Origin of the sequence: Loktanella sp. DJP18 (genome assembly GCF_049310965.1) — a bacterium.
Lineage (GTDB): Bacteria > Pseudomonadota > Alphaproteobacteria > Rhodobacterales > Rhodobacteraceae > Loktanella.
Genome location: NZ_JBMERN010000015.1, coordinates 1 through 21,193 on the forward strand (window position 1 = coordinate 1; position 21,193 = coordinate 21,193).

Here is a 21,193-nt window from a genome sequence, read left to right on the forward strand (position 1 = left end):
ATCTGCTTTTCCCGCGCGAATTGCAGCAGCATGCTGGTGATCCGCTCGCAGGCAGGGGCGCTGTCCAGATGGCGGATCAACGCCTTTTCGACCTTGAAGCCCGCGACGGCCAGCCGTTCGATATGCAATAGCCCGGCATAGCCCGCGCCAAAGCCGTCGATCAGGACGCTGAACCCAGAATCGACCAGCCGCGCGATGGCCGTGACGTTGGCGTCGATCCGGCCCGCATCGCCGAACACCTCCCTCTCGGCCAGTTCGATCACGACATGCCGGGTCTGGACGCCGACGCGCCCGAATTCTGCAGGCAGCGCTGCGATATGATCGGTGTCGTCCAATAGATGATGCGATCCGTTCATGCCGACGCGGACATGGCCGAAACCGTTGTAATCAAGGCGCTTGTGCAGACTTGCCGCCGCGCGCGCGGCAGCGATGTCGACGGCCGCCAGCAGATTGAGTTCGCGCGCCAGTGGCAGAAAATCAGACGGATGAATCAGCCCTTTTGCGGGATGCTGCCAGCGGGCCAACGCCTCGAACCCGCGGACGACGCCTGTAGCAAGGTCGATGGTTGGCTGAAAGTAGAAGCTGAGGCGATCGCCTTCGATCGCGTCGCGTAGTTGCAGCGACAGCCGATCGCGGCGCTGCACCAATGTATGGAGGTTGGAATCGTAGATCGCGGCATGGCCGCGCCCCGTCCGTTTGACGTCGTAAAGCGCAAAGTCGGATTTCTGCAGCAGGCGGTCGCTGTTCTTGTCGTGGGCGTCTGCCAGGGCGGCACCGACACTGATCGAGATAGCGATTTCCTTACCGTCGTGGACCAGGGGCGCGCGAACCGCATCGCACAGGGCGCGGCCGATCCGAAGCAGTTCGGCGTCCTGGGTCACACCGGGGCAGACCGCCACGAATTCGTCGCCGCCCAGCCGCGCCAGCAGGTCCGTCTGCCGCAGATTGCGCTGAATGGTGGTGGCGACGTGCTGGAGTGCGGCGTCGCCTGCCGCATGGCCATGGCGATCGTTGATCGTCTTGAACATGTCCAGATCGATCTGAAGCAGGCCAAGCCCCGGTTGCCCCGGCGGTGCTGCCGACAGGACCTCCATGACGAAACTGTTGAACTTGTTGCGGTTTGCCGTGCCGGTCAGGCTGTCGTGGTCGGCGATATGCGCCAGGGATCGCGTCGTTTCGCGCAGGTTGCGGTCCTGTTCGACCTGTTCGGTGACATCGCGGCAGACCAGCACGACAAGCCATGTGCCTTCGCCCGTCTGATGAAAGCTGACGCTGAGCTGGTTCCAGAACAGTGTCCGGTCGCTGCGGCGATTGCGCTGGACGAAGAGTTTGCGCCATTGCGGATCGTCGCGGTCGTAGCGAAATGCGGCGATCTGCGCGGGAGTCGGGGTCTCGTCCGGTGGCAGGCAGAAGCTGAGCGGATTGCGACCGATGACCCTGTCGGCAGGCAGCCTGAAAAGGCCGAGATAGGCCGGATTCGCCCAGATGATCACGCCGTCGAGCGTTTGCACGACGATGCCGTCGTTTGTGCTGGCGCAGGCGATGGCGTTGAAGTCCGGCATGGCTGGCCCCAAGCTGCGCATCATGTGCCGGCGCAGCAACCAAAGAAGGCCGATTGCCGGAATGGCGCAGGTCAAGGCGATGAGGACGGCAATCGGCATCTGCGTTCTCTGACTGGTCAGGACGACAGACTAGCCGGGCGTGTCTTATCGCCTGATTAAGATGATTTCGGAATTGCACCTGACCGTCGGTTTCGGCTTTAAGCCGGGTCATGCCGTCGGGTCGGGACCGGACCCGCACAGGGGAGTGGCGGATGCAGGGATGGCCACAGGCCGCGCGGGGGCAGGTCGTGGGCCTGCTGGGAGGGTCGTTCGACCCCGCCCACGCCGGGCATGTCCATATCACGCAGGCCGCCCTGAAACGATTCGGTCTGGATCGGGTCTGGTGGCTGGTCAGCCCTGGCAACCCATTGAAACCGCAGGGGCCGGCGCCGCTGGAAACGCGATTGAAAATGGCGCGCAAGGTGATGCAGCATCCCCGGGTCACGGTCACCGGGATCGAGGCGCATCTGGGCACCCGCTACACCGCAAGGACGCTGCGCGCGCTGATGGCTCGTTATCCCGGAGTCCGCTTTGTCTGGCTGATGGGTGCCGACAATCTGGTGCAGTTTCATCAGTGGCAGGACTGGCGATGGATCATGGATCATGTGGCTGTCGGGGTGCTGGCGCGACCCGGCGACCGGCTGGCCGCCCGGTTCAGTCCCGCGGCGCGGACCTACCGGATGGCGCGCATTCCGTCGCATGCGGCGGCGCGGCTGGGACGGGCGGCTCCTCCGGCCTGGAGCTTTGTCAACCTGCCGTTGAACGGTCTGTCGTCGTCGGCACTGCGTGCGGGTGGTACATGGCGCAAGCGTGATGGTGCCGCGATTGATCCGCCGGAAGAAGCATGATTACGGTGCCTGAATGACCAGGCCCTTGCATTTTCGTCAGTCCCGTCGTGCCTTTCTGACGGGCGGCACCGCACTGTTCGCGACTGCCGCGTTCGCGGCGCCACAAACGACTCTCCGTCCCGTCGCACGGCCCGAGATAGCGCCGGGGCAGGAGCCTTTGCCCACTGGCGTCAGGCCCGTCGTGCGCAAGAGCGCCGTGGACCTGATTGCCGCAGCCGGATTAACGGGTCAGGTCGGGTTCGTCATCGCAGATACCGCGACGGGCGAGGTGCTGGAGACCGTCGACGGTGCGACCGGCCGTCCGCCGGCCAGTGTGACCAAGGCGCTGACCGCGCTTTATGGTCTGGAGGTCCTTGGGCCGGATCATCGGTTCGCGACGCGAGTTCTGGCGACCGGTCCGGTGGTCGATGGAGAGTTGGACGGCGACCTGATCCTGGCCGGTGGCGGCGATCCCACCTTGTTGACCGACGATCTGGCCGACCTCGTGCAGTCTGTTGCCGCGACGGGCCTGAAACGGGTCAAGGGTCGGTTCCTGGTCTGGGGCAACGCCGTTCCGGGCGTGAAGGAGATCGAGCCGGGGCAGCTCGATCAGCTTGACTACAATCCGTCGCTGGGCGGGCTGAACCTGAACTTCAACCGGGTGTTCTTTGAATGGGCGCGCAATGGCGCGGATTATACGGTGTCGCTGGATGCGCGCAGCGAGACGCGGCGTCCGGTGGTCAAGGTCGCGCGCATGCGGGTCGTGGACCGTGGCACGCCAGTTTACACCTATGCCGAAGGTGCGAACGTCGACGAATGGACGGTTGCCAAAGGGGCACTGGGCAAGGCCGGGTCGCGCTGGCTGCCGGTGCGTTTCCCCACGCTTTATGCAGGAGAGGTGTTTCGCACGCTGGCGCAGGATGCGGGCATCACGTTGCCGGGGGCTGTCGAGGTGCAGGATCAACCCGAGGCGCGGGAATTGGCGCGGTTCGAAAGCGCACCGCTGCACGACATGCTGCGGGGCATGATGCTCTATTCCACCAATCTGACGGCCGAAGCCGTGGGCATGGCCGCGACGGCTGCCCGCATCGGTGCGCCACGGGGGCTGCGCACATCGGCACTGAACATGGCCGACTGGATCGGGGACAGGGCCGGCGTGGTGTCGCGACTGTCGGATCATTCGGGATTGAGCGACGAGAACAGCATCTCGGCGGCGGCCATGGTGGACCTTCTGAATGCGGAGGCGGTCAAGGGCCAGTTGCAGCCCTTGATGAAATCCGTGGTCATGGTTGACGGCGAACGTCGCGCCATTCCGAACTTTCCAGCCGAGGTGCGGGCGAAGACCGGAACCCTGAATTTCGTCAGCGCGCTGGCCGGCTACATCGTGACGGATACGGGCCGCAGCCTGAGCTTTGCGATCTTTGCCTATGATCCTGCCGCTCGAGAGGAATCGCTGTCGTCGCAGGACGAGCAACCACCGGGCGCGGCGGGATTCAATGGCAAGGCCAAGGGGCTGCAACAGGACCTTTTGCAGCGCTGGGCCGTGCTGGGACGGATCAGCGGTTGACGATGGGGCGCACCCTGACGGTGCGCCCATGTCCCAAGCGTGACCCGGCGATCAGACCCGGATCGACGATCCGCGCGGACCAGCCAGCAGCCAGGCAATGAAGCCAAGGATCGGCAGGAACAGGATGGCGAGGGTCCAGACCACCTTGGCCGCGGTGGAGGCACTTGAGGTCAGCACCTGATAGATCGCGTAGAGGTCGGCGATCAGGACGATCAGTCCGAAGAGTCCATATTCCATCGCGGAGTTCCTTTCGGAGTGGATGCAGATGAAATGACAACCGCGTGATGATCCGAAGGTTCCGTCGAACGGCCTATAGCGTCATGTGACGCGCGCGGGCCCCGCGTTCGATGGCAGCGGCGTGCAGGCGGTCCAGCTCGAGCTCGTCGCGGATTTCCTCCAGCATACGGCCCTCCGTGCCGCCGATCCGACCGTCCGCGGCCGCGACATCGCAGGACAGGGCGTAGGCGGTTTCAAACAGGCGTTCGGGCAGGGTGTCGCGGATCAGGCCGAACAGCGCCTCCAGCCCGTCTTCCTGGTCGAGAAGGTCCATGACCATGTTGGTCATGCGGGGCAGGCGGTCGGCGTCATAGTCGGCGAAGACCGGCAAGTTGTTGATGGCGGAGTTGATCTTGATCAACTCTGACGTGCGCATGTTGCCGTCCGAGGCCGAGACCGCAATCATCAGCGCGGCAAGCGCGTCCTGGGCCGTCATCGAATCCGTCACCATTGGCATCGTCCTTCTGTCGGTGTCATGACCCATTTATTGACGCCCCGACGCTGTCGCAATAGGGATGCCGGATATGGGACCACGGAGGTCCTCATATCATGAAGCGAGTGAATACATGAGCACATTGCGTGACGCTGCGATGACATCGAAGGCCTGGCCGTTCGAAGAGGCGCGCCGCGTGCTCAAACGTTACGAGACGAAAGACCCGGAGAAGGGCTATGTCCTGTTCGAGACGGGCTATGGCCCCTCCGGTCTGCCGCATATCGGGACCTTCGGTGAAGTCGGGCGCACGACGATGATCCGCCGCGCGTTCGAGATCATCAGCGACATTCCGACGAAGCTGCTGTGCTTTTCCGACGACATGGACGGGATGCGCAAGATCCCGGGCAACGTGCCCGATCCGGCGGCGCTGGAACCCTACATGCAGCGACCGCTGACGTCGGTGCCGGACCCCTTCGGCACGCATGGCAGCTTTGGCGCGCACATGAATGCACGGCTGAACAACTTCCTGGATACCTTTGGGTTCGAATACGAATTCGCCAGCGCGACGGAGTATTACCGCAGCGGCAGGATGGACGCGATCCTGTTGAAGGCCTGCGAAAGATACGACGAGATCATGGAGATCATGCTGAAGTCCCTGCGCGACGAGCGGCGGGCGACCTATTCGTGTTTCCTGCCGATCAGCCCGACGACGGGGCGCGTGCTGTATGTGCCGATGAAGAACGTCACGCGGGATGGCTACATCACCTTCGACGACGAGGACGGGACGGAGCACTCGATCAGCGTGACAGGCGGCAGTTGCAAGTTGCAGTGGAAGCCGGACTTCGGTGCGCGCTGGGCGGCACTGGGCGTCGATTTCGAGATGTATGGCAAGGATCATGCAACCAATACGGCGATCTATGACGGTATCTGCCGGGTGCTGGGCGGGCGTCCACCGGAACATTTCACCTATGAACTGTTCCTCGATGCGGACGGTCACAAGATTTCCAAGACCTCTGGCAACGGGCTGACCATCGACGAATGGCTCACCTATGCCGCGACGGAAAGCTTGAGTTATTTCATGTATCTGAAGCCGAAGACGGCCAAGCGGATGCATTTCGACGTCATCCCCAAGGCGGTAGACGAGTATCATCAGCAGTTGAAAGCCTATGAGGCGCAGGACGTTGCGGCGCGGCTGAACAACCCGGTGTTCCACATTCACGGACACAATGTGCCGGCGTCCGACATGGTGGTGCCATTTGCAATGCTGCTGAACCTTGCGTCGGTGTCGAGCGCCGAGAGCAAGGACAAGCTGTGGGGCTTCATCCAGCGCTATGCGCCTGATGCCTCGCCCGAGGCCAATCCGCAGATGGATCAGGCGGCGGGTTTCGCGGTGCGCTATTACAACGACTTCGTGAAGCCGCAGAAGGTGTTCCGCGCGGCCACGGACAAGGAACGGGCGGCGCTGGAGGACCTTGCGGCGCGGCTGCGGGTCTGGGACGGCGGGCTGGATGCGGAAGCCTTGCAGTCCGAGGTCTTTGCCGTCGGCAAAGCCCACGATTTCGAGCCGCTGCGCGACTGGTTTATGGCACTTTACGAAGTGCTGCTGGGTGCCAGCCAAGGGCCACGGTTCGGCGGATTCATCGCGCTTTATGGGGTGGACGAAACCATTGCGCTGATCGAAGCGGCCTTGCGCGGCGATTTGCTGCAGGGGGAGGCGTGAAACTTTCGGCCCTTTGCGGCGTGAATACCCTTATGGTTCACGCCTGTGGAGGGTCGATCATGCGCATCCTGAACATCGGACTGTTGATCGTGGCGGTTGGCGGACCTGTTATTGCGCAGGACGTCACGACCCCGGTGACGCCGCCTTCAGAGACCGCCCCAGCGGTTGCGGCCGAGATCGGTGATGTCATCGACGCGCAGTTGCTGGCGTTCAAGAGCCGGAACATCGAGGGTGCGTGGGTCCATGCCAGCCAGAACATCCAACGGCTGTTCGGCAATCCGGATCAGTTCGGGTTGATGGTGCAGCAGCTTTATCCCATGGTCTGGGACAATTCCGACGCCCGCTATGTCAGCCAGCGGGCGCAGGACGGATACGTGTTTCAGCAGGTGATGATCCAGGACCCGCAGGGCAGGCTGCACATGCTGGAATATGCGATGATCAAGACCCCCGACGGCTGGCGGATCGACGGCGTGTCGATCCTGCCCCAGTCCGATGTCGGGGTCTGACAAGCGGGGCCTGAAAGGCGTTGCGTGACGCGGGTCCCCTGCGTCACGGTGCCCTCAGGTCCGGTTCATGCCTGACGCCTATCCCCATCCCGTGTGACCGGCATTCTAAGCCGGGAAGCGTTCAAACGGGATGATGCGGGCGGGCGATGACGCGGTGCATGCCTCATCCCTCGACAAAGGGATGTGCGATGAACAAGGCAATTACCGACGGAATCGTGTTTCAACCGCTGCCGTTTGTGGCCGGGCTTGGTGTCTGGTCCAGCGGTGACGGCACACCGGGCAGCGACACCTATGCCACCAGCGGCACGGGTGTCTTCGTCGCGGCGGATCAGGATTTCGGCGGTTGCCTGGAAATCCAGAAGACCGGCACGGTCCAGAAGCTGCGTTACATGGGCGAAACGCCGATCCTGCCGGGTTGCTACCTGCGGATCACCGCGCGCGTGAAGGCTGTCGCGGGGCCGTTGCCCACGGTCCGCATCGCAGGCTGGGCCGGCCGCAATGGCGGCACGGCTGCCAGTGTTCCGGTATCGGTCGGTGCCGGTCGGACGTTGACGACCTACGGACAGGTGGTCGAGATCAGTGCCATCGTCGGCACAGGCGACCGGACCGGCGTCGATCTGGTGTGGTTGACGGCGAACTTCGGTCACTTCGGCATCGACCTGACGGGGCCCAGCGGTGGCCTCGTGCGGGTGGATGACATCACGATCGAGGACTGCACGGCGGCCTTCGTGCGCGACATCATGGGTAGCGTCGACGTGCGCGACTTTGGGGCCAAGGGCGACAACGTCGCCGACGACTCGGCCGCTTTCGAGGCCGCGGACGCGGCTGCGCAGGGGCGCGAACTGGTGGTATCGCAGGGCGTCTACCGGCTGGCGCAGGATGTGACGATTCAAAGCCGGGTGCGGTTCGTCGGTCGTATCACGCAGCCCGCGGCCAAGCGGTTCATCCTGCAGAAGGACTTCAACTACCAGACCTATGTGGACGCCTTCGAGGACGAGGAGTTGGCCTTTCGCAAGGCGTATCAGGCGCTGCTTAACTTCTCGGATCATGAATCGCTGGACCTGAGCGGGCGGCGCGTCACACTGACCGCGCCCGTGGACATGCAGGCCTGCGATCCGACGCGGACGACCTTTGCGACGCGGCGGGTCATCCGCAACGGGCAGTTCCAGCCGATCGACGGACCGGCCTGGGCGACCGCCAACGTGACGTCCCAGGCGACCTACAGCCCGCCAATGCGACGACGCTGACCAACGTCGTCAACGTGGCGAACGTCGCTATCGGGTCCCTGGTGCTGGGTGCCGGCGTCGGCCGCGAGGTCTATGTCACCTCCAGGAACGTGGGTGCGCGCACGGTGCAAATCAGCAGCGGGCTCTACGATGCGGCGGGGACGCAGACCTTCACGTTCCGCAGGTTCAAGTATCTGCTGGATTTCTCGGGCTACGACAGCCTGTCGCAGTTCATCGTCGACGACGTGGAATTCCAGTGCGACGGGATTGCCAGCGGCATCCTGCTGGCCCCGCAGGGGCTGACCTTTCATGTGCGCGACTGCTTTTTCACCAAGCCCAGGGATCGAGGCCTGTCCAGCCCCGGCAACGGCTGCCAGGGCATGATGATCGACCGGTGCCAGTTCATCTCGAACGAGCAGACGGCGCGGGCGCAGGATCGCACCACGATCAGTTTCAACTGCAACGCCAACGACGTGAAGGTCCGGGACAACCGGTCGTCGCTGTTCAAGCATTTCGGTGTCATTGCCGGGGGCGGCAGCACGGTCACGGGCAACCACTGGTTCAACGGCGACAGCGAGAACTCCGGCGTGCGGCGCGGCGGTCTGATCTTTACCCAGCCCAACTGCCGGGCGGCGATCACCGGAAACTACATCGACAACAACTTTATCGAGTGGACGAACGAATCCCAAGCCGATCCCGCCTTTACGACGGGCCTGTCGTTCGGTGGGCTGACGGTGACGGGCAACCATTTCGTCTGCATCAACGTCAGTGCGGCTTTCAACTTCATCGTGGTCAAGCCCTATGGGCCGGGACATTTCCTTCACGGGCTGGCCGTCGTCGGCAACGTGTTCCGCACCTTCAACGGCAACATCGACCGGATCGAATCCGTCGACACGACGTTCGGCAATCTGGATATGGGACGGACCCGGCAGGTGTCGTTCGTGGGCAACGTCTTTCACGGGGTCAACGAGGAGGTGTTCAACCCGGCCTACCTGAGCCATGTTCAGGCGACCGCATCGTCGCAATGGGTCGCAAGCACCGCACCGGAACTTCCGTTCCGCGGGCAGGCCCGCTACGTCGAATCGGTGACCGCCGCCGGGCCGTTGCAGACGGCTTCCGGGCAGGTCGTGAACACCTTGCCTTATGCGGATAACGACTATGGCAGCGACAAGCGCAGCGTCCGCTTCGTCTTTGACCAGGCGCTGCGCGGGACGATCCGCTACATCGTGCGGATGGACAACCCGACCTGACCTGCTTGGCGCGGCACCGGATCGGTGCCGCGCCCGCCTTTGGCCTGACGTCAGAACGTCAGCCAGGTTTCAAGTTTCAGCGCGCTGCCACCGTCGCCGGTCAGCGCCTGAACTGCGCCGAGATTGATCTTGAACCGATCCGTGAGGGTATAGATGACCGTCGGACTGTATTTCGCATAGTAGTCGTCGTAGAATCCTTGTCCGGTCTGGACTTGCAGCGTCGAGGTCCAGTGATCGGACCAGTTCCGGCCCCACGTGAAGTCCGCCTTCGGCCGCCATGTCCGGTCGATCGTGCCGATCGTGGCACTGACGTCGGCGGCCAGCCAGCCGCGTTCCAGCCCGCGTCCCAGCGACACGCCCAATCGCATCAGCGCCTCGCGCGTTGTGTCCGGGTTCAGCCGATACCCGTAGCCCAGCGACACGGTCGCCCGATTGGCCCCCGTGATCGAACCGACGGGCACCGCGGCGAAGGCGAAGGCGGATGCGATCCGCCCCTTGTCCGCCGTCGACAGATCGAGGCCTAGCGTCACCCGGTCGGTCAGCCCGTATTCGGCATAGACCGTCGGGTCATAATAGACGGGCAGTTCCGCGCCGTCGGACAACAGGAAATTGCCGCCGGCCGCGATGAACAGCGTCCCTTCGTCACGCGCCCATGCGCCTGCCGACGCGCCTGTGCCAGGGGCCGATAGACAGGCGATGAACGCCAGAATACGCATCGAACCCTCCGTCCGGTCGACGAATATCATGCGTTCATGATTGTTAAGATTGCGTTAACCGGGCGGCGTATCCCGCGGGATGCGCATCAGACGCGCGGCATAAAGCGGGTAAGCCCCCAACTCTCGTAGCGCCTGTCGCAGGATCGTGCGTTTGCGACCACCGCGCAGGGACGGCGCGTCAAGTCGCGGCCGCAGACCGAAGTGGCGGGCGACGAGCGCTGCACGCGGCCCGTGGGTCGCATCCGTCACGATGATGACGTCGCGGGCGGGAATGGCGTGCAGGATCGGCAGGGCGAACCTGATGTTGTCCAGCGTGGTGGTCGAGCGGTCTTCCTGCCGGATCGCCGCGGCCGGGACGCCAGCCGTTCGTAGCAGGTCCGTCATCGCCGCGGCTTCGGTCGGCGGATGCCCGCCCAGGCCGCCACAGACCACGATGACCGGGGCAACACCTGCGTGCCACAGAGCCGCGCCGTGCAGCGTGCGACGCCGCAGGGTTGGCGAAGGGCCGTCGCGCCAGACCGCAGCGCCCAGGATGATGATGGCGTCCATGTCATCGGTCTATCGCCCTGCCGGCAAAGCGCAAGTCGCACCGACAAGCCAACGAATTGACTGGTACAGCCAAAGAATTTCCAGAAAATTTACAGGAAGCGGGGCCTTCGACCTTTCGCCACCTTGGCATTCGGGTTCAAATCAATGTCATATGGCTGCGAGGAGACGGCAGGCCCCAGGGCCGCCGATGCGGCGGGTGCGCCCGGCGCGGGACGTGATGCAGTGGAGGAACCCCGACATGACCGAAAAGACCTATGCGCCCAGCGCGGAACTTGCCGCGAACGCCCATGCGGACAAGGACACCTATGACCGGATGTATGCGGATTCGGTCAGTGACCCCGATGCGTTCTGGGGCGCGCATGGCAAGCGTCTGGAATGGATGACCCCCTACACCAAGGTCAAGAACACCAGCTTTGCCCCCGGAAACATCGACATCCGCTGGTTCGAGGACGGCACGCTGAACGTCGCGGCCAACTGTATCGACCGGCACCTGGCGACGCGCGGCGACCAGACCGCGATCATCTGGGAGCCGGACAGCCCGACCGACGGGGCCGAACGTATCACCTATCGCCAGCTGCATGAGCATGTCTCGCGGTTCAGCAATGTTCTGAAGGCGCTGGGTGTTGGCAAGGGCGACCGCGTCGTGATCTACCTTCCGATGATTCCGCAGGCCGCCTATGCGATGCTGGCCTGTGCGCGAATCGGCGCGATCCATTCTGTCGTCTTCGCGGGCTTCAGCCCCGATGCCTTGGCCGCCCGCGTGAACGGATCAGAGGCGAAGGTCGTCATCACCGCTGACGAGGCACCGCGCGGTGGCCGGAACACGCCGCTGAAGGTGAATGCCGACAAGGCTTTCGACAAGATCACGACCGAGACCGCGATGCTGGTGGTCCGTCGCACCGGCGGCGCGATCACCATGAAGGACGGCCGCGACCACTGGCTGCACGAGATGGAAGCCACAGTCAGCGCCGATTGCCCGCCAGAGGAGATGAACGCGGAAGACCCGTTGTTCATCCTCTATACCTCGGGGTCCACCGGGCAGCCGAAGGGTGTCGTGCATACGACCGGCGGCTACCTCGTCTATGCCTCGATGACGCATGAATACGTCTTCGATTACAAACCCGGCGACGTGTTCTGGTGTACGGCGGATGTGGGATGGGTGACGGGTCACAGCTATATAGTCTATGGCCCGTTGGCCAACGGTGCCACGACGCTGATGTTCGAAGGCGTGCCGACCTATCCCGACGCGGGCCGGTTCTGGCAGGTTTGCGAGGAACACAAGGTCAATCAGTTCTATACCGCGCCGACGGCGATCCGCGCGCTGATGGGCAAGGGAAATGAGTTCGTCGAGAAATACGATCTGTCGTCGCTGAAGGTGCTGGGCACCGTGGGCGAACCGATCAACCCCGAGGCGTGGAATTGGTATCACGACGTTGTCGGCAAGGGTAAAGTGCCCATCGTCGACACCTGGTGGCAGACGGAGACCGGCGGCCACCTGCTGACGCCGCTGCCCGGAGCCACGCCGACGAAACCGGGGTCGGCGACATTACCGTTCTTCGGGATCAAGCCGGTGGTGCTGGAAGCCGAAACGGGGCGCGAGATCACCACGACCGAAGCCGACGGTGTGCTGGCCATCGCGGACAGCTGGCCCAGCCAGATGCGCACCATCTGGGGCGATCACGAGCGGTTCGAGATGACGTATTTCAGCCAGTACAAGAACATGTTCTTTTCCGGCGACGGCTGCCGCCGCGACGCGGACGGCTACTACTGGATCACCGGGCGTGTCGATGATGTCATCAACGTGTCAGGACACCGGATGGGCACGGCAGAAGTCGAAAGCGCGCTGGTTGCCCACAAGGCGGTGAACGAGGCCGCGGTCGTCGGCTACCCGCATGACATCAAGGGGCAGGGCATCTATGCCTACGTCTCGCTTATGGCCGGTGAAGAGCCGACGGACGCGCTGCGCAAGGAATTGTCCGACTTCGTGCGCAACGAGATCGGACCGATCGCCAAGCCCGATCTGATCCAGTTCGCGCCGGGCCTGCCCAAGACCCGGTCCGGCAAGATCATGCGCCGCATCCTGCGCAAGATCGCCGAGAACGACTACGGATCGTTGGGCGACATCTCGACCCTGGCGGAACCCGAGGTCGTGGACGACCTGATCGCGAACCGGATGAACAGAGTCTGACGCGAGACGGTCCCGCCGACAGCGGCGGGGCCGTTCAAGACCTGCGGCATACATTGTCGCGACGTGCATCCGCGAATAGGTATCGGTCACGGCATCCGGCCTGGCAGCCTGCAAAGCGTCCTAGCCGCCCAGATCGCTGCTGCCGAATTTCAGGATCACCGGGACGATCAGGTCTTCCTCGTCGGTCAGGTGGCGGTTCAACAGGCGTTCCATGTCGCCGAGCGACGCCTTGAAGGTCGCGGCGTTGTCCTGCAGCACGTTGCGATCATCAAGTCGCGACAGCACCCCGTTGGCGCTGTCCACGAAGGCGGCAAGATGGCCGTCCAATGCGTGATGGTCGGCGTCGAGGATGTCGAAACCGCGCGCGACGCGATCATCCTTGGTCTGAAGCTTGGGGAAGTAATAGGTGTCCTCGATCGTGTGGTGTTCGTGCAGGCCGTTCACGAACATGCCGCCATATCGCGACACCTGACCCGCAAAGGCACGGGGATCGACCTTGCGGTCCAGCAGCCCTTCGGTTCCGGTCCGCATTTCGGCAAGCAGGCGGCGGAACATCAGGTGACGGTCCAGCCAGAACCGGATCAGCCCGTCGAAGCCGGGGTCCTGCGTCCAGCCCTGGCGGGGATACGCCTCGAGCAATACGCGCAGGGCGTCGGGCAGGCCGTCGCGGGATTCGAGGGCGAGGTCGGTCATGGCAGGTCCTTGCGGCTGAGGTCTTGCACCACAGATGGGGACAGCGGGCCGGGCTGTCCAGCCACCCCGCCGCACATCGCCTGTGCGGCGAGAGGCCCGGTCAGTAATCGCGTTCGAAGAAGACACCGATGCTGGTGTCGCCATCGGCTCCGGCTGTGCCCTTGGCCGTGATCTCGTCCGTGATGTCGAGGTTGAGGTTGATCTCGGTCGTGCCGTCGCTGCCGATAGTGATGTCCGTATAGACATTATCGGACAGATACTTGCCGGCCCGCAGGGCGGCATTGCCGTCCTCGTCCGTCGTCACGTCGAAATCATCCAGGCCAAGGCCGGACCGGAAGGTGTCGATCAGGCCACCGCCACCGCGCCCGGCGAGTTCGCCGACGGCCGCAGCCAGCTGGACAGCCTGCAAGGGACTGATTTCAGAGATGTCGCGCCCGAAGATGAGTTGCGCCAGCACCTCGTCTTGCGGCAGGTCCGGCACCGACTGGAACGTGACCTCGGGATCGTTGGCGGGGCCTTCGACGATGATGTTGATCTGCGTGCCGGTGGCAGCCTCTGTCGTGGCGACCAGCCGGATGTAGGGGATGAAGTCCCCCTGCAACGTGGCCGACCCTTCGGTCAGCTCAAATCGCTGTTGCAGGATGCTGATGCGCCCGCGCTGCAGCTCGAACTGGCCGACGGGGACGATGTTCGCCGTGGAGCCGCCCAGCGTCAGGCTGCCGCCCAGCTCTGCATCGAGGCCACGACCCCGGATGAAGATCCGGTTCGGCGCGTCGACCTGAATATCCAGCGGAAACACCGGTCCGGCGTCGGTGGCCTGCTGTGCTGGGGCAGAGGCATTGACTGCCACGTCTGCCCTGTCCAGCGTCTGCCGGACGGCGGGGCTGGCGTTCAGGTGGGTCACATCGGGCAACTCTCCCAATGCGCCGGTGCCGGAGGAGGGCACGCGGATGTTCGTCTCTCCCAGTTCCAGCCGTCCGGCAATCAGCGCGCCGCCGGTCAGGGGACCGTCGACGGTGATCTGGCCGTTCACGACGGTCTCGTACAGGTTCGGGTCGCGCAGTTCCACGGCGTTCGCGGTGAGCGTCAGGTCGGCGTCGAAGGGGGCCGACAGGTCGACGGGGCCGCTGATCGACAGGCTGCCACCGGTCTGCACGTCACCCGTCAGATCGACCAGCGCCTGCCCGCCGGTCAGCGTGATCGTCGCGGCGATGTCATTGAGCGACTGGCCCAGCGTCGGGGCTGCCAGACGTGCGCCCGTGGTGCTGACGCTGCCCGTGAGGGACGACAGGGCAGGGGGGCCGTTGGCGGACAGGTTGAACGACGCGGTGCCTTCGACGCTACGCGGTTCAAGATAGGGATTGGCAAGGGCCAGCGGCGCGCTGCCGTTCACGTCGACGTCGAGGGTGCCATCGGCCGCGACTGCGCCGCTGACGTTTGCTGCGATGCCACCGGGGCCGGCGGCGTCGATGTCAAGCGTGTAACCGCCAGCCGCCGTCCGTCCGATCTGGCCCTGTGCCGTCACCGGCCCCGACAGCGCATCGGTAAACAGGCCCACGTCGGCAAGCCGCGCGTCGATCGTGCCGTTTGCCGCCCCGCCGCCTGCCGACGTCAGGTTGCCCGATGCGCTGATCTGCGGGAATTGCACGTCGAAGCTGCGCAGGGTGACGTCGCTGCCGGATTTGGCGGCGTCCACGGCGATCCGTCCCTGACCGGCCAGAAGTCGATCGATCTGCGGATTACCGATGCCGAGGTTGCCAGTCGCGGCGCTCAACTGCGCGTCAAGCTGGCTGAGGTCCGGCAGCAACGTGCCCTCGGCGGACAGGTCGAGGCTGCCCGAGATCGGCTGGCCCGCAAGGGTCGCGAAATTCGACAGGTTGGCGATGGCGGCGTCCAGCGCCCCGGTGATGCGGTAGTCGTCCTCTTGCGGGGCGACCTGCGCATCAAGCGTCACGTCGGCCCCCGATCCGTCCGCCGTCAGGTTCACCTGCGCGGTGCCGGTGGCGTCACGGTCGGCGGTCAGGTCGATGGACAGAGGCCCGTCCAACCCCTGCGCCAATGCGCCGGCGTCGATCAGACGGGCCTGGATGTCCGCCGCCAGCGGGCCGGTCAGACCGCCGTTGGCGCTGCCCTGCACGGTCAGTTGCGGGGTCTGCAGGTCAAGCGCGTTCAGCGCAAAGGTATCCGGTCCGGTCCGGGCGACGCCGCCGCTGATCGTGCCGGGGCCGGCCAGAAGCGCGTCGACCTGCGGGATGCCGATGGCCAGATCGCGGGTCATGCCATCCAGCGCCACTTCGAACAGGCTCAGGTCCGGCAACAGCGTGCCGTCGACCGTCACGTCCACGCCGCCACCAATGTCGCGCCCGGCAAGGTCCGCATAGGGCGCAAGCTCTGCCACGGCGGCGTCGATGATGCCGGTGATGCGGTAGTCGTCCACCGGGGCCGCGATCTGCACGTCGGCGCTGACGTCGGTGCCGGGGCCGGTCGCGGTCAGCGTGGCGTCGGTGACGCCCGCATCGTCACGGTCGGCGTTCAGGGCGACCGTCAGCGGTCCGGTCAGGCCGGGGGCGACAAGCCCCACATCTGCAATCCGCAGGTTCGCGTCTGCGTTCAGCGGACCGGTCAGACCGCCCTCTGCGTCGGCGGTCAGGGACAGGGCAGGCGTCTGCACGTTCAGGCCGTCGATGATGTAGCGATCCTCGCCGAGGTAGCCCAAGGTGCCGCTGATCGTGCCGGCACCGGCCAGCAGGGGGTCGACCTGCGGCGTGCCGGTCTGCAAGTCCTGCGTGGTGCCGGTGATGTCGGCCGTGTAACGGGTCATGTCCGACAGCATCACAGCGTTCACGGTCAGATCGACCGCGCCGCCAAGGTCGCGGTTCGCGATCTGGCTGAATTGCGACAGGTTGTCCGCCTGCGCATTCAGCACGGCGTTGACGGTCTGGCCTTCGTCGGAAGGGGCGACCGTGCCTGTCGCGTCGAATGTCGTCTCTGGTCCGGTACCGTTCACGGCAAAGGTCACGTTGCCCGCGTCATTGCGGTCCGCCTCGCCGGTGATTCGCGCCGGGCCCGACAGGCCCTCGACGATCAGCCCGACATTCTGGACCGCAACGTCGAACGTGCCGGTGCTGATGCCGCTGGTGATGTCGGCGTCGGCGGTCACGGTCGCCTCTGGCGTGGTGATCGAGAGGTCGTTGATCCGGGTGCCGGTCGTGTCGCGCACGGCGCGGACGGAGACCTGACCGGTGCCGGCCAGCACGGGGTCAAGCTGGGGCACATCGACGGCCAGATCCTGCGTCGTGGCGTCCAGCGCGATGTCGAACATGCCGTCCAGCGGCGTCAGCGTCCCGGCGATCTCGGCCTGCGCCGCGCCGCCAAGGTCGCGGCCTGCGAGCGTTGAAAAACGTTCCAGCGCTTCGGCGTTCAGGACGATGTCGGTGCGGGTGCGAAAGCCGTCCTGCGGTCCCTGAATGGTCGCGGCGGCCGCCACCTCGATCCCCGGACCGTTCAGGGTCAGGGCAGTCAGTTCCGTCGGCTGGTCCTCTACACGGTTCAGCGCGATGCGACCGTTCAGCGTGTCGCCAAAGGCCTGCGCCGCACCGGCGTCGTCCAGTTGCAACCCGGTTGCCGCATAGGTCATGTCGGCGGTCACCTGACCCAGTGCATCACCGTTGCCGTTCACGATGGTGCCGCCGCCCTCCAGCGTGATGCTGTCGATGCCAAGCCCGGGACGGTCGAATTCATCAATGTCGAAGGTCGCGGTCCAGTCGTTGCTGACGGTCTGGTCATAATTGACCACAAGATCGACGCCATCGACGAAAGTCTTCGGTCCGGCGATGGGCAGCAGGACCGGTTCGCCACTGGCGTCCGCGACGCGACCGGTCAGCGCGATGGTTTCGGGCCAGCCGTTCGGCCCGACGACGACCTGACCGTTCAGCGTCAGGCTTTGCGCGGTCAGATCGAGGGTGGACAGGGTGAAGCCCCCGTCCTGCCCGACCGATCCGGCGGCGACCAGCGACACATCGGGGCCGAAAAAGCTCTGGTAGTCCGGGTCCAGCAGGGGTGTCAGGTCGCCGCCGATGTTCAGCGCGAACCCGGTCTGTCCGGTGGTGGAATCAAGCGCGAAATCGCCGGTGATCCGCTCTTGTCCGCCGGTCGCCAGCGTCAGGTCGGCGGCATATTCGCTGATCGGCGCCGCACCTGCCAGCGTCAGTTGCAGCGACGGGCGGCCCGGCAGGTCAAGCAGACGTGCGATGATGCCGTCCTCGCCTTCCTCGAGGTCGAGGTTCAGGTCCAGCTGGTTCGTCTCGTTGTCATAGCTGCCGTCGATGACGAAGACGCCGGTCTTGCCGTCCAGACGCGTGGCGGTGACATTGGCGGACCCTTCACCATCCGCAAGTTCTGCGGTGCCCTGCAAGGACAGGGCGACAGGCTCGCCCAGAAAGCTCTCGCCCAGTTCGATCCGCGCGATGTCCAGCGTGTCGAGGGTGATGCCGACCGGAAGCACCGGCAGGGAAAACGGCTGCGCCTCGGGCGTGGGGACATCGGCACCGGGAAGCGGCGCACGGTCGATCCTGACCAGTTCTGCGGTCAGTTCCTGCACGTCGATCCGGCCGCGCAGCAGCGCGCTACGGTTCCAGTCCAGCACCACGTTTTCGAGTTGCAGCCAGACGCCTTCACTGTCCGCGACCGTGATGCGATCCACGCTGGCCCGCGACGATAACGCACCCTCGAATCCCTGGACATCGACGATGCGGTCGTCGCCCGACAGGTTGTCCTGGATCAGGCGGGTCAGATAACCTTCGCCTTCGTCGTCCTGCGCCACGGCGGCGAAGGGCAGGGCCAGCAGGGCCATCAACAGAAGAAGATGTTTCAAAACGCTTGTCCGATACCGATGTAAACTTCGACTGACTCGAACTGGTCTTCACCGCTGGCGGGCGTGCCGACGTCCAGCCGGATCGGTCCGATGCCGGTGTTGTAGCGCACGCCGATGCCCACGCCCGACTGGTCCGCGCCGTCGGTCAGGGGCGTCGGCGTGCTGCCGACGTAGCCGTAATCGTAGAACCCGACGAGGCCGATGGAGTCCGTGATGCCGACCCGCGCCTCGACCTGCACGCCCGCATATGACGTGCCGCCGGTGGTCACGGTTTCGCCGTCCACGACCCGGTCGATGCCAAGCGATTTGTAGCCTTCACCGCGCACGGTGCCGCTGCCGCCGGAATAGAACAGGAAATCGGCGGGGGCGTCGGTTTCATCCGCGCCGACCAGCGTGCCGACCTGGCCCCGCGCAGCCAGGGTGAACCGGTCGTCCGCGCCAAAGCTGTAGTAGCCGCGCCCGTCGAGATAGGCGCGCGCGCCACTGGACCCGCCTGCGATGGACAGGAACGGCGTGGCCGTCGCCTTGATGTAATAGCCGCGCTTCGCGTTCGTTTCCACGTCGCGCTTGTCGTAGGCCGCGGACAAGGGGGCGGTCAGCAGGGTATAGTTCCGGTTGCCAAGCGGGCCTTCTTCGCGCGCCGTCAGCAGGCCGAAGCCGCCCTCGACCTCCAGGTCGTTGTTAATGAGACGGCTGACGAGCACCTCGGTGCTGGCGCTGTCGATCAGGTAATCGGGTTCGTCCATCCGGCTGATCTGCGCCGTGGCGGTCAGGTCGGTATCTGCCCCGTAGATCGCGGGAATCTTCAACGCCGTGGACAGGGTGTAGTCCATGCCACCGGTGCCGCCGCCGATGCCGGCGACCTGTGCATCGACGCGCAGATTTTCCGCCCCGCCAAAGAAGTTGCGGTGCATCCAGTAGGTCGACAGGCGAATGCCCTCGACCGTCGAGTATTCGACCCCTGCACCGATACGGCGCGGCTTGCTTTCGACGATGGCGGCTTCGATCGGCAGGGTATCGCCGGGACCGATCGCCTCGGCCTCGGTCAAGGTCACGCTGTCGAAGGCACCGGTTTCGCGCAGGCGCCGGGTCACCTGAGTCAGTTCCTCGGGGCTGAACACCTCTCCCGTCGGCAATCCGGCAATCCGCAGGATCGCACTTGTGCGCACGTCGACGTTGCCGGTTACCTTCAACGGACCGAACGTCAATTGCGGGCCGGGGGCGAGGGTGACGGTGGCGTCCAGCAGGTTGTCCGCATGGCGCGCGACGATCTGCTGGCCCGCGACCTCGACCTTGGCGTAGCCCGCGTCGCGCCAGGCGGTGCGGGCCGCGGTGGCGGCCTGGCGGATCACCTCGGCTTCTGCGTCCTCGCCCGGAGCGAAACCGTCGGGCAGGTCGGTGTCGGGGGCAAGGGGGGTGACCTCGGCCCGGCCAAAGGCGAACAGCGGGCCGGGATCGACGTTGATCGCGATGGTCTCGACCCGGTCGGGTGCAGCCAGCGGCGCGATGTTCGCGGCCTCTGCCCCGTTCACCCTGATCGAGATCGTGCCGCTGTAATACCCCGCGGCATAAAGTGCTGCCAGTAAGCGGCGGTAGTCGGCCCGTGCTGCGGCAACGTAGTCCTGCGCCTGCGGATCTTCTTCGTCATCCAGGCTGAGCGACAGCGACGCGTCTTCCAGCAGGCTCATCAGCCGGTCGGACGCGCCGGGGGCATCGATCGTGACCTCTTGGGCGGCGGCGGCGCTGGCAGTGGTCAGGAACAGGACCGCGGTCCAACTGATCTGTCTGAAAGTCACTCGGCATCCCCTGTCGTCGCTGAAAAGGTTGTAGCGCATCGGGAAACAAACGCAAACATTCGGGCAGGCAGGCGGGCTGACATGGCGCAGGTTCACGCCGAATTCCCGGCGCCAGCCTCAGGCGAACGGATCGTCCGTGTAGCCCACATGCGACAGATACAGGCCGTGCGGCGGGCTGACGGGGCCGCAGGCGGCGCGGTCGCGGGCGTTCAGCGCTGATTTCACGTCGTCCGGCTGCCATGCGCCGCTGCCGACGCGTTCCAGCGTCCCGACGAAACTGCGCACCTGATTGTGCAGGAAGCTGCGGGCGCGGACGTGGATATGCAGAAGGTGACCCGCGTGGGTCGGCACCTCTTCGATGCGCAGTTCGTCCAGGGTTCGCATGGGGCTGGGGGCCTGACAGACCGTCGCGCGGAAGGTCGTGAAATCGTGATGGCCCAACAGGTGGTCGGCTCCTGCCTGCATCGCGGCCGGATCGAGCGGGTTCTTGACCTGCCAGACGCCGCCGCGGTCCACCGTCAGCGGGGCGCGGCGCGACATCAGCTTGAAGAGATAGCGCCGCTCGACCGCGGAAAAGCGGGCGTGCCAGTCGTCAGCGACGCGCGCGCAGGCGATGACCGCGATGGGCAGGGGTTTCAGGTGGTAGTTGATCGCTTCTGACAGGCGAAACGGATCCCAGTGGCGCGACAGGTCGCAATGGGCCACCTGTCCGGTCGCGTGGACGCCTGAATCCGTGCGCCCGGCAGCGGCGATGTTGTGATCTTTGGGGTCCAGCCGTGTCAGCGCCGACTCGATCGCGGCCTGCACGGAAGGCTGGCGGACCTGCCTTTGCCAGCCGGCAAAGGGCGCACCGTCGTATTCGATTTTCAAGGCATAGCGCGACATGGGCCGTCGCTTAGGCCGCGTAGGGGTCAAAATCAATCCCTACCCAAGGCTCGCCGCAGCGCCTATCTGTCGGGGAACCATCAAGGA

The 21,193-nt window shown here is 65.0% G+C and carries 16 protein-coding genes; 7 read left to right on the plus strand and 9 right to left on the minus strand.

Annotated features, from left to right (window positions below):
• The coding region (locus tag ACOI1H_RS06500; protein WP_422436028.1) for a putative bifunctional diguanylate cyclase/phosphodiesterase at positions 1–1,661 on the minus strand (1,661 nt) is incomplete at its 3' end.
• Positions 1,662–1,813: 152 nt separating this feature from the next.
• Here ACOI1H_RS06500 and ACOI1H_RS06505 point away from each other — a divergent pair.
• Both ACOI1H_RS06505 and dacB read left to right on the plus strand, forming a co-directional pair.
• Positions 1,814–2,449: a nicotinate-nucleotide adenylyltransferase gene (locus ACOI1H_RS06505; protein WP_422436030.1), complete on the plus strand. Its 636-nt coding sequence runs from the start codon at positions 1,814–1,816 to the stop codon at positions 2,447–2,449.
• A 157-nt stretch (positions 2,450–2,606) separates the two neighbouring features.
• Entirely contained in the window at positions 2,607–3,995 is a 1,389-nt protein-coding gene (gene dacB, locus ACOI1H_RS06510) for a D-alanyl-D-alanine carboxypeptidase/D-alanyl-D-alanine endopeptidase (RefSeq protein WP_422436032.1), read from the plus strand.
• A gap of 51 nt (positions 3,996–4,046) precedes the next feature.
• Here the strand turns inward: dacB and ACOI1H_RS06515 are convergent, their stop codons facing one another.
• Entirely contained in the window at positions 4,047–4,232 is a 186-nt protein-coding gene (locus ACOI1H_RS06515) for a PLD nuclease N-terminal domain-containing protein (protein WP_422436033.1), read from the minus strand.
• Between the two features lie 73 nt (positions 4,233–4,305).
• On the minus strand, positions 4,306–4,722 hold the full coding sequence (locus tag ACOI1H_RS06520) for a tellurite resistance TerB family protein (protein WP_422436034.1): 417 nt from the start codon (positions 4,720–4,722) through the stop codon (positions 4,306–4,308).
• A 115-nt stretch (positions 4,723–4,837) separates the two neighbouring features.
• Here ACOI1H_RS06520 and ACOI1H_RS06525 point away from each other — a divergent pair, with 115 nt between their 5' ends.
• From ACOI1H_RS06525 to ACOI1H_RS06540, 4 genes are all read left to right on the plus strand, one after another.
• Positions 4,838–6,424 carry a lysine--tRNA ligase gene (locus ACOI1H_RS06525; RefSeq protein WP_422436036.1) on the plus strand — a complete coding sequence of 529 codons (1,587 nt, stop codon included), beginning with the start codon at positions 4,838–4,840 and terminating at the stop codon, positions 6,422–6,424.
• A complete protein-coding gene (locus tag ACOI1H_RS06530) occupies positions 6,421–6,930 on the plus strand; it encodes a DUF4864 domain-containing protein (RefSeq protein WP_422436037.1) in 510 nt (169 codons plus the stop codon). Before ACOI1H_RS06525 ends, ACOI1H_RS06530 begins: the two co-directional genes overlap by 4 nt.
• A 188-nt stretch (positions 6,931–7,118) precedes the next feature.
• Complete coding sequence (locus tag ACOI1H_RS06535; RefSeq protein ID WP_422436038.1) at positions 7,119–8,177, plus strand: glycosyl hydrolase family 28-related protein; 1,059 nt, start codon at positions 7,119–7,121, stop codon at positions 8,175–8,177.
• Between the two features lie 14 nt (positions 8,178–8,191).
• On the plus strand, positions 8,192–9,406 hold the full coding sequence (locus ACOI1H_RS06540; protein ID WP_422436039.1) for a hypothetical protein: 1,215 nt from the start codon (positions 8,192–8,194) through the stop codon (positions 9,404–9,406).
• A 50-nt stretch (positions 9,407–9,456) separates the two neighbouring features.
• Here ACOI1H_RS06540 and ACOI1H_RS06545 read toward each other — a convergent pair whose 3' ends face one another.
• Both ACOI1H_RS06545 and ACOI1H_RS06550 read right to left on the minus strand, forming a co-directional pair.
• Positions 9,457–10,122, minus strand: coding sequence for a hypothetical protein (locus ACOI1H_RS06545; RefSeq protein ID WP_422436040.1), 666 nt, complete (start codon positions 10,120–10,122; stop codon positions 9,457–9,459).
• Between the two features lie 54 nt (positions 10,123–10,176).
• A complete protein-coding gene (locus ACOI1H_RS06550) occupies positions 10,177–10,671 on the minus strand; it encodes a YdcF family protein (protein WP_422436041.1) in 495 nt (164 codons plus the stop codon).
• Positions 10,672–10,909: 238 nt separating this feature from the next.
• Here ACOI1H_RS06550 and acs point away from each other — a divergent pair, with 238 nt between their 5' ends.
• Positions 10,910–12,859 (plus strand): acetate--CoA ligase, encoded by a 1,950-nt coding sequence (gene acs, locus ACOI1H_RS06555; protein WP_422436042.1) that lies wholly within the window; start codon positions 10,910–10,912, stop codon positions 12,857–12,859.
• A gap of 120 nt (positions 12,860–12,979) precedes the next feature.
• On the opposite strand, the gene ACOI1H_RS06560 is transcribed toward acs, so the two are convergent.
• The 4 genes from ACOI1H_RS06560 to truA all read right to left on the minus strand — a co-directional run bounded on the left by ACOI1H_RS06560 (position 12,980) and on the right by truA (position 21,106).
• Entirely contained in the window at positions 12,980–13,552 is a 573-nt protein-coding gene (locus tag ACOI1H_RS06560; protein ID WP_422436044.1) for a hemerythrin domain-containing protein, read from the minus strand.
• Between the two features lie 100 nt (positions 13,553–13,652).
• On the minus strand, positions 13,653–18,425 hold the full coding sequence (locus tag ACOI1H_RS06565) for a translocation/assembly module TamB domain-containing protein (RefSeq protein ID WP_422436045.1): 4,773 nt from the start codon (positions 18,423–18,425) through the stop codon (positions 13,653–13,655).
• Positions 18,422–20,221 carry an autotransporter assembly complex protein TamA gene (locus tag ACOI1H_RS06570; protein WP_422436047.1) on the minus strand — a complete coding sequence of 600 codons (1,800 nt, stop codon included), beginning with the start codon at positions 20,219–20,221 and terminating at the stop codon, positions 18,422–18,424. Before ACOI1H_RS06570 ends, ACOI1H_RS06565 begins: the two co-directional genes overlap by 4 nt.
• 117 nt (positions 20,222–20,338) lie before the next feature.
• Complete coding sequence (gene truA / locus ACOI1H_RS06575; RefSeq protein WP_422436049.1) at positions 20,339–21,106, minus strand: tRNA pseudouridine(38-40) synthase TruA; 768 nt, start codon at positions 21,104–21,106, stop codon at positions 20,339–20,341.
• Positions 21,107–21,193: the final 87 nt, after the last annotated feature.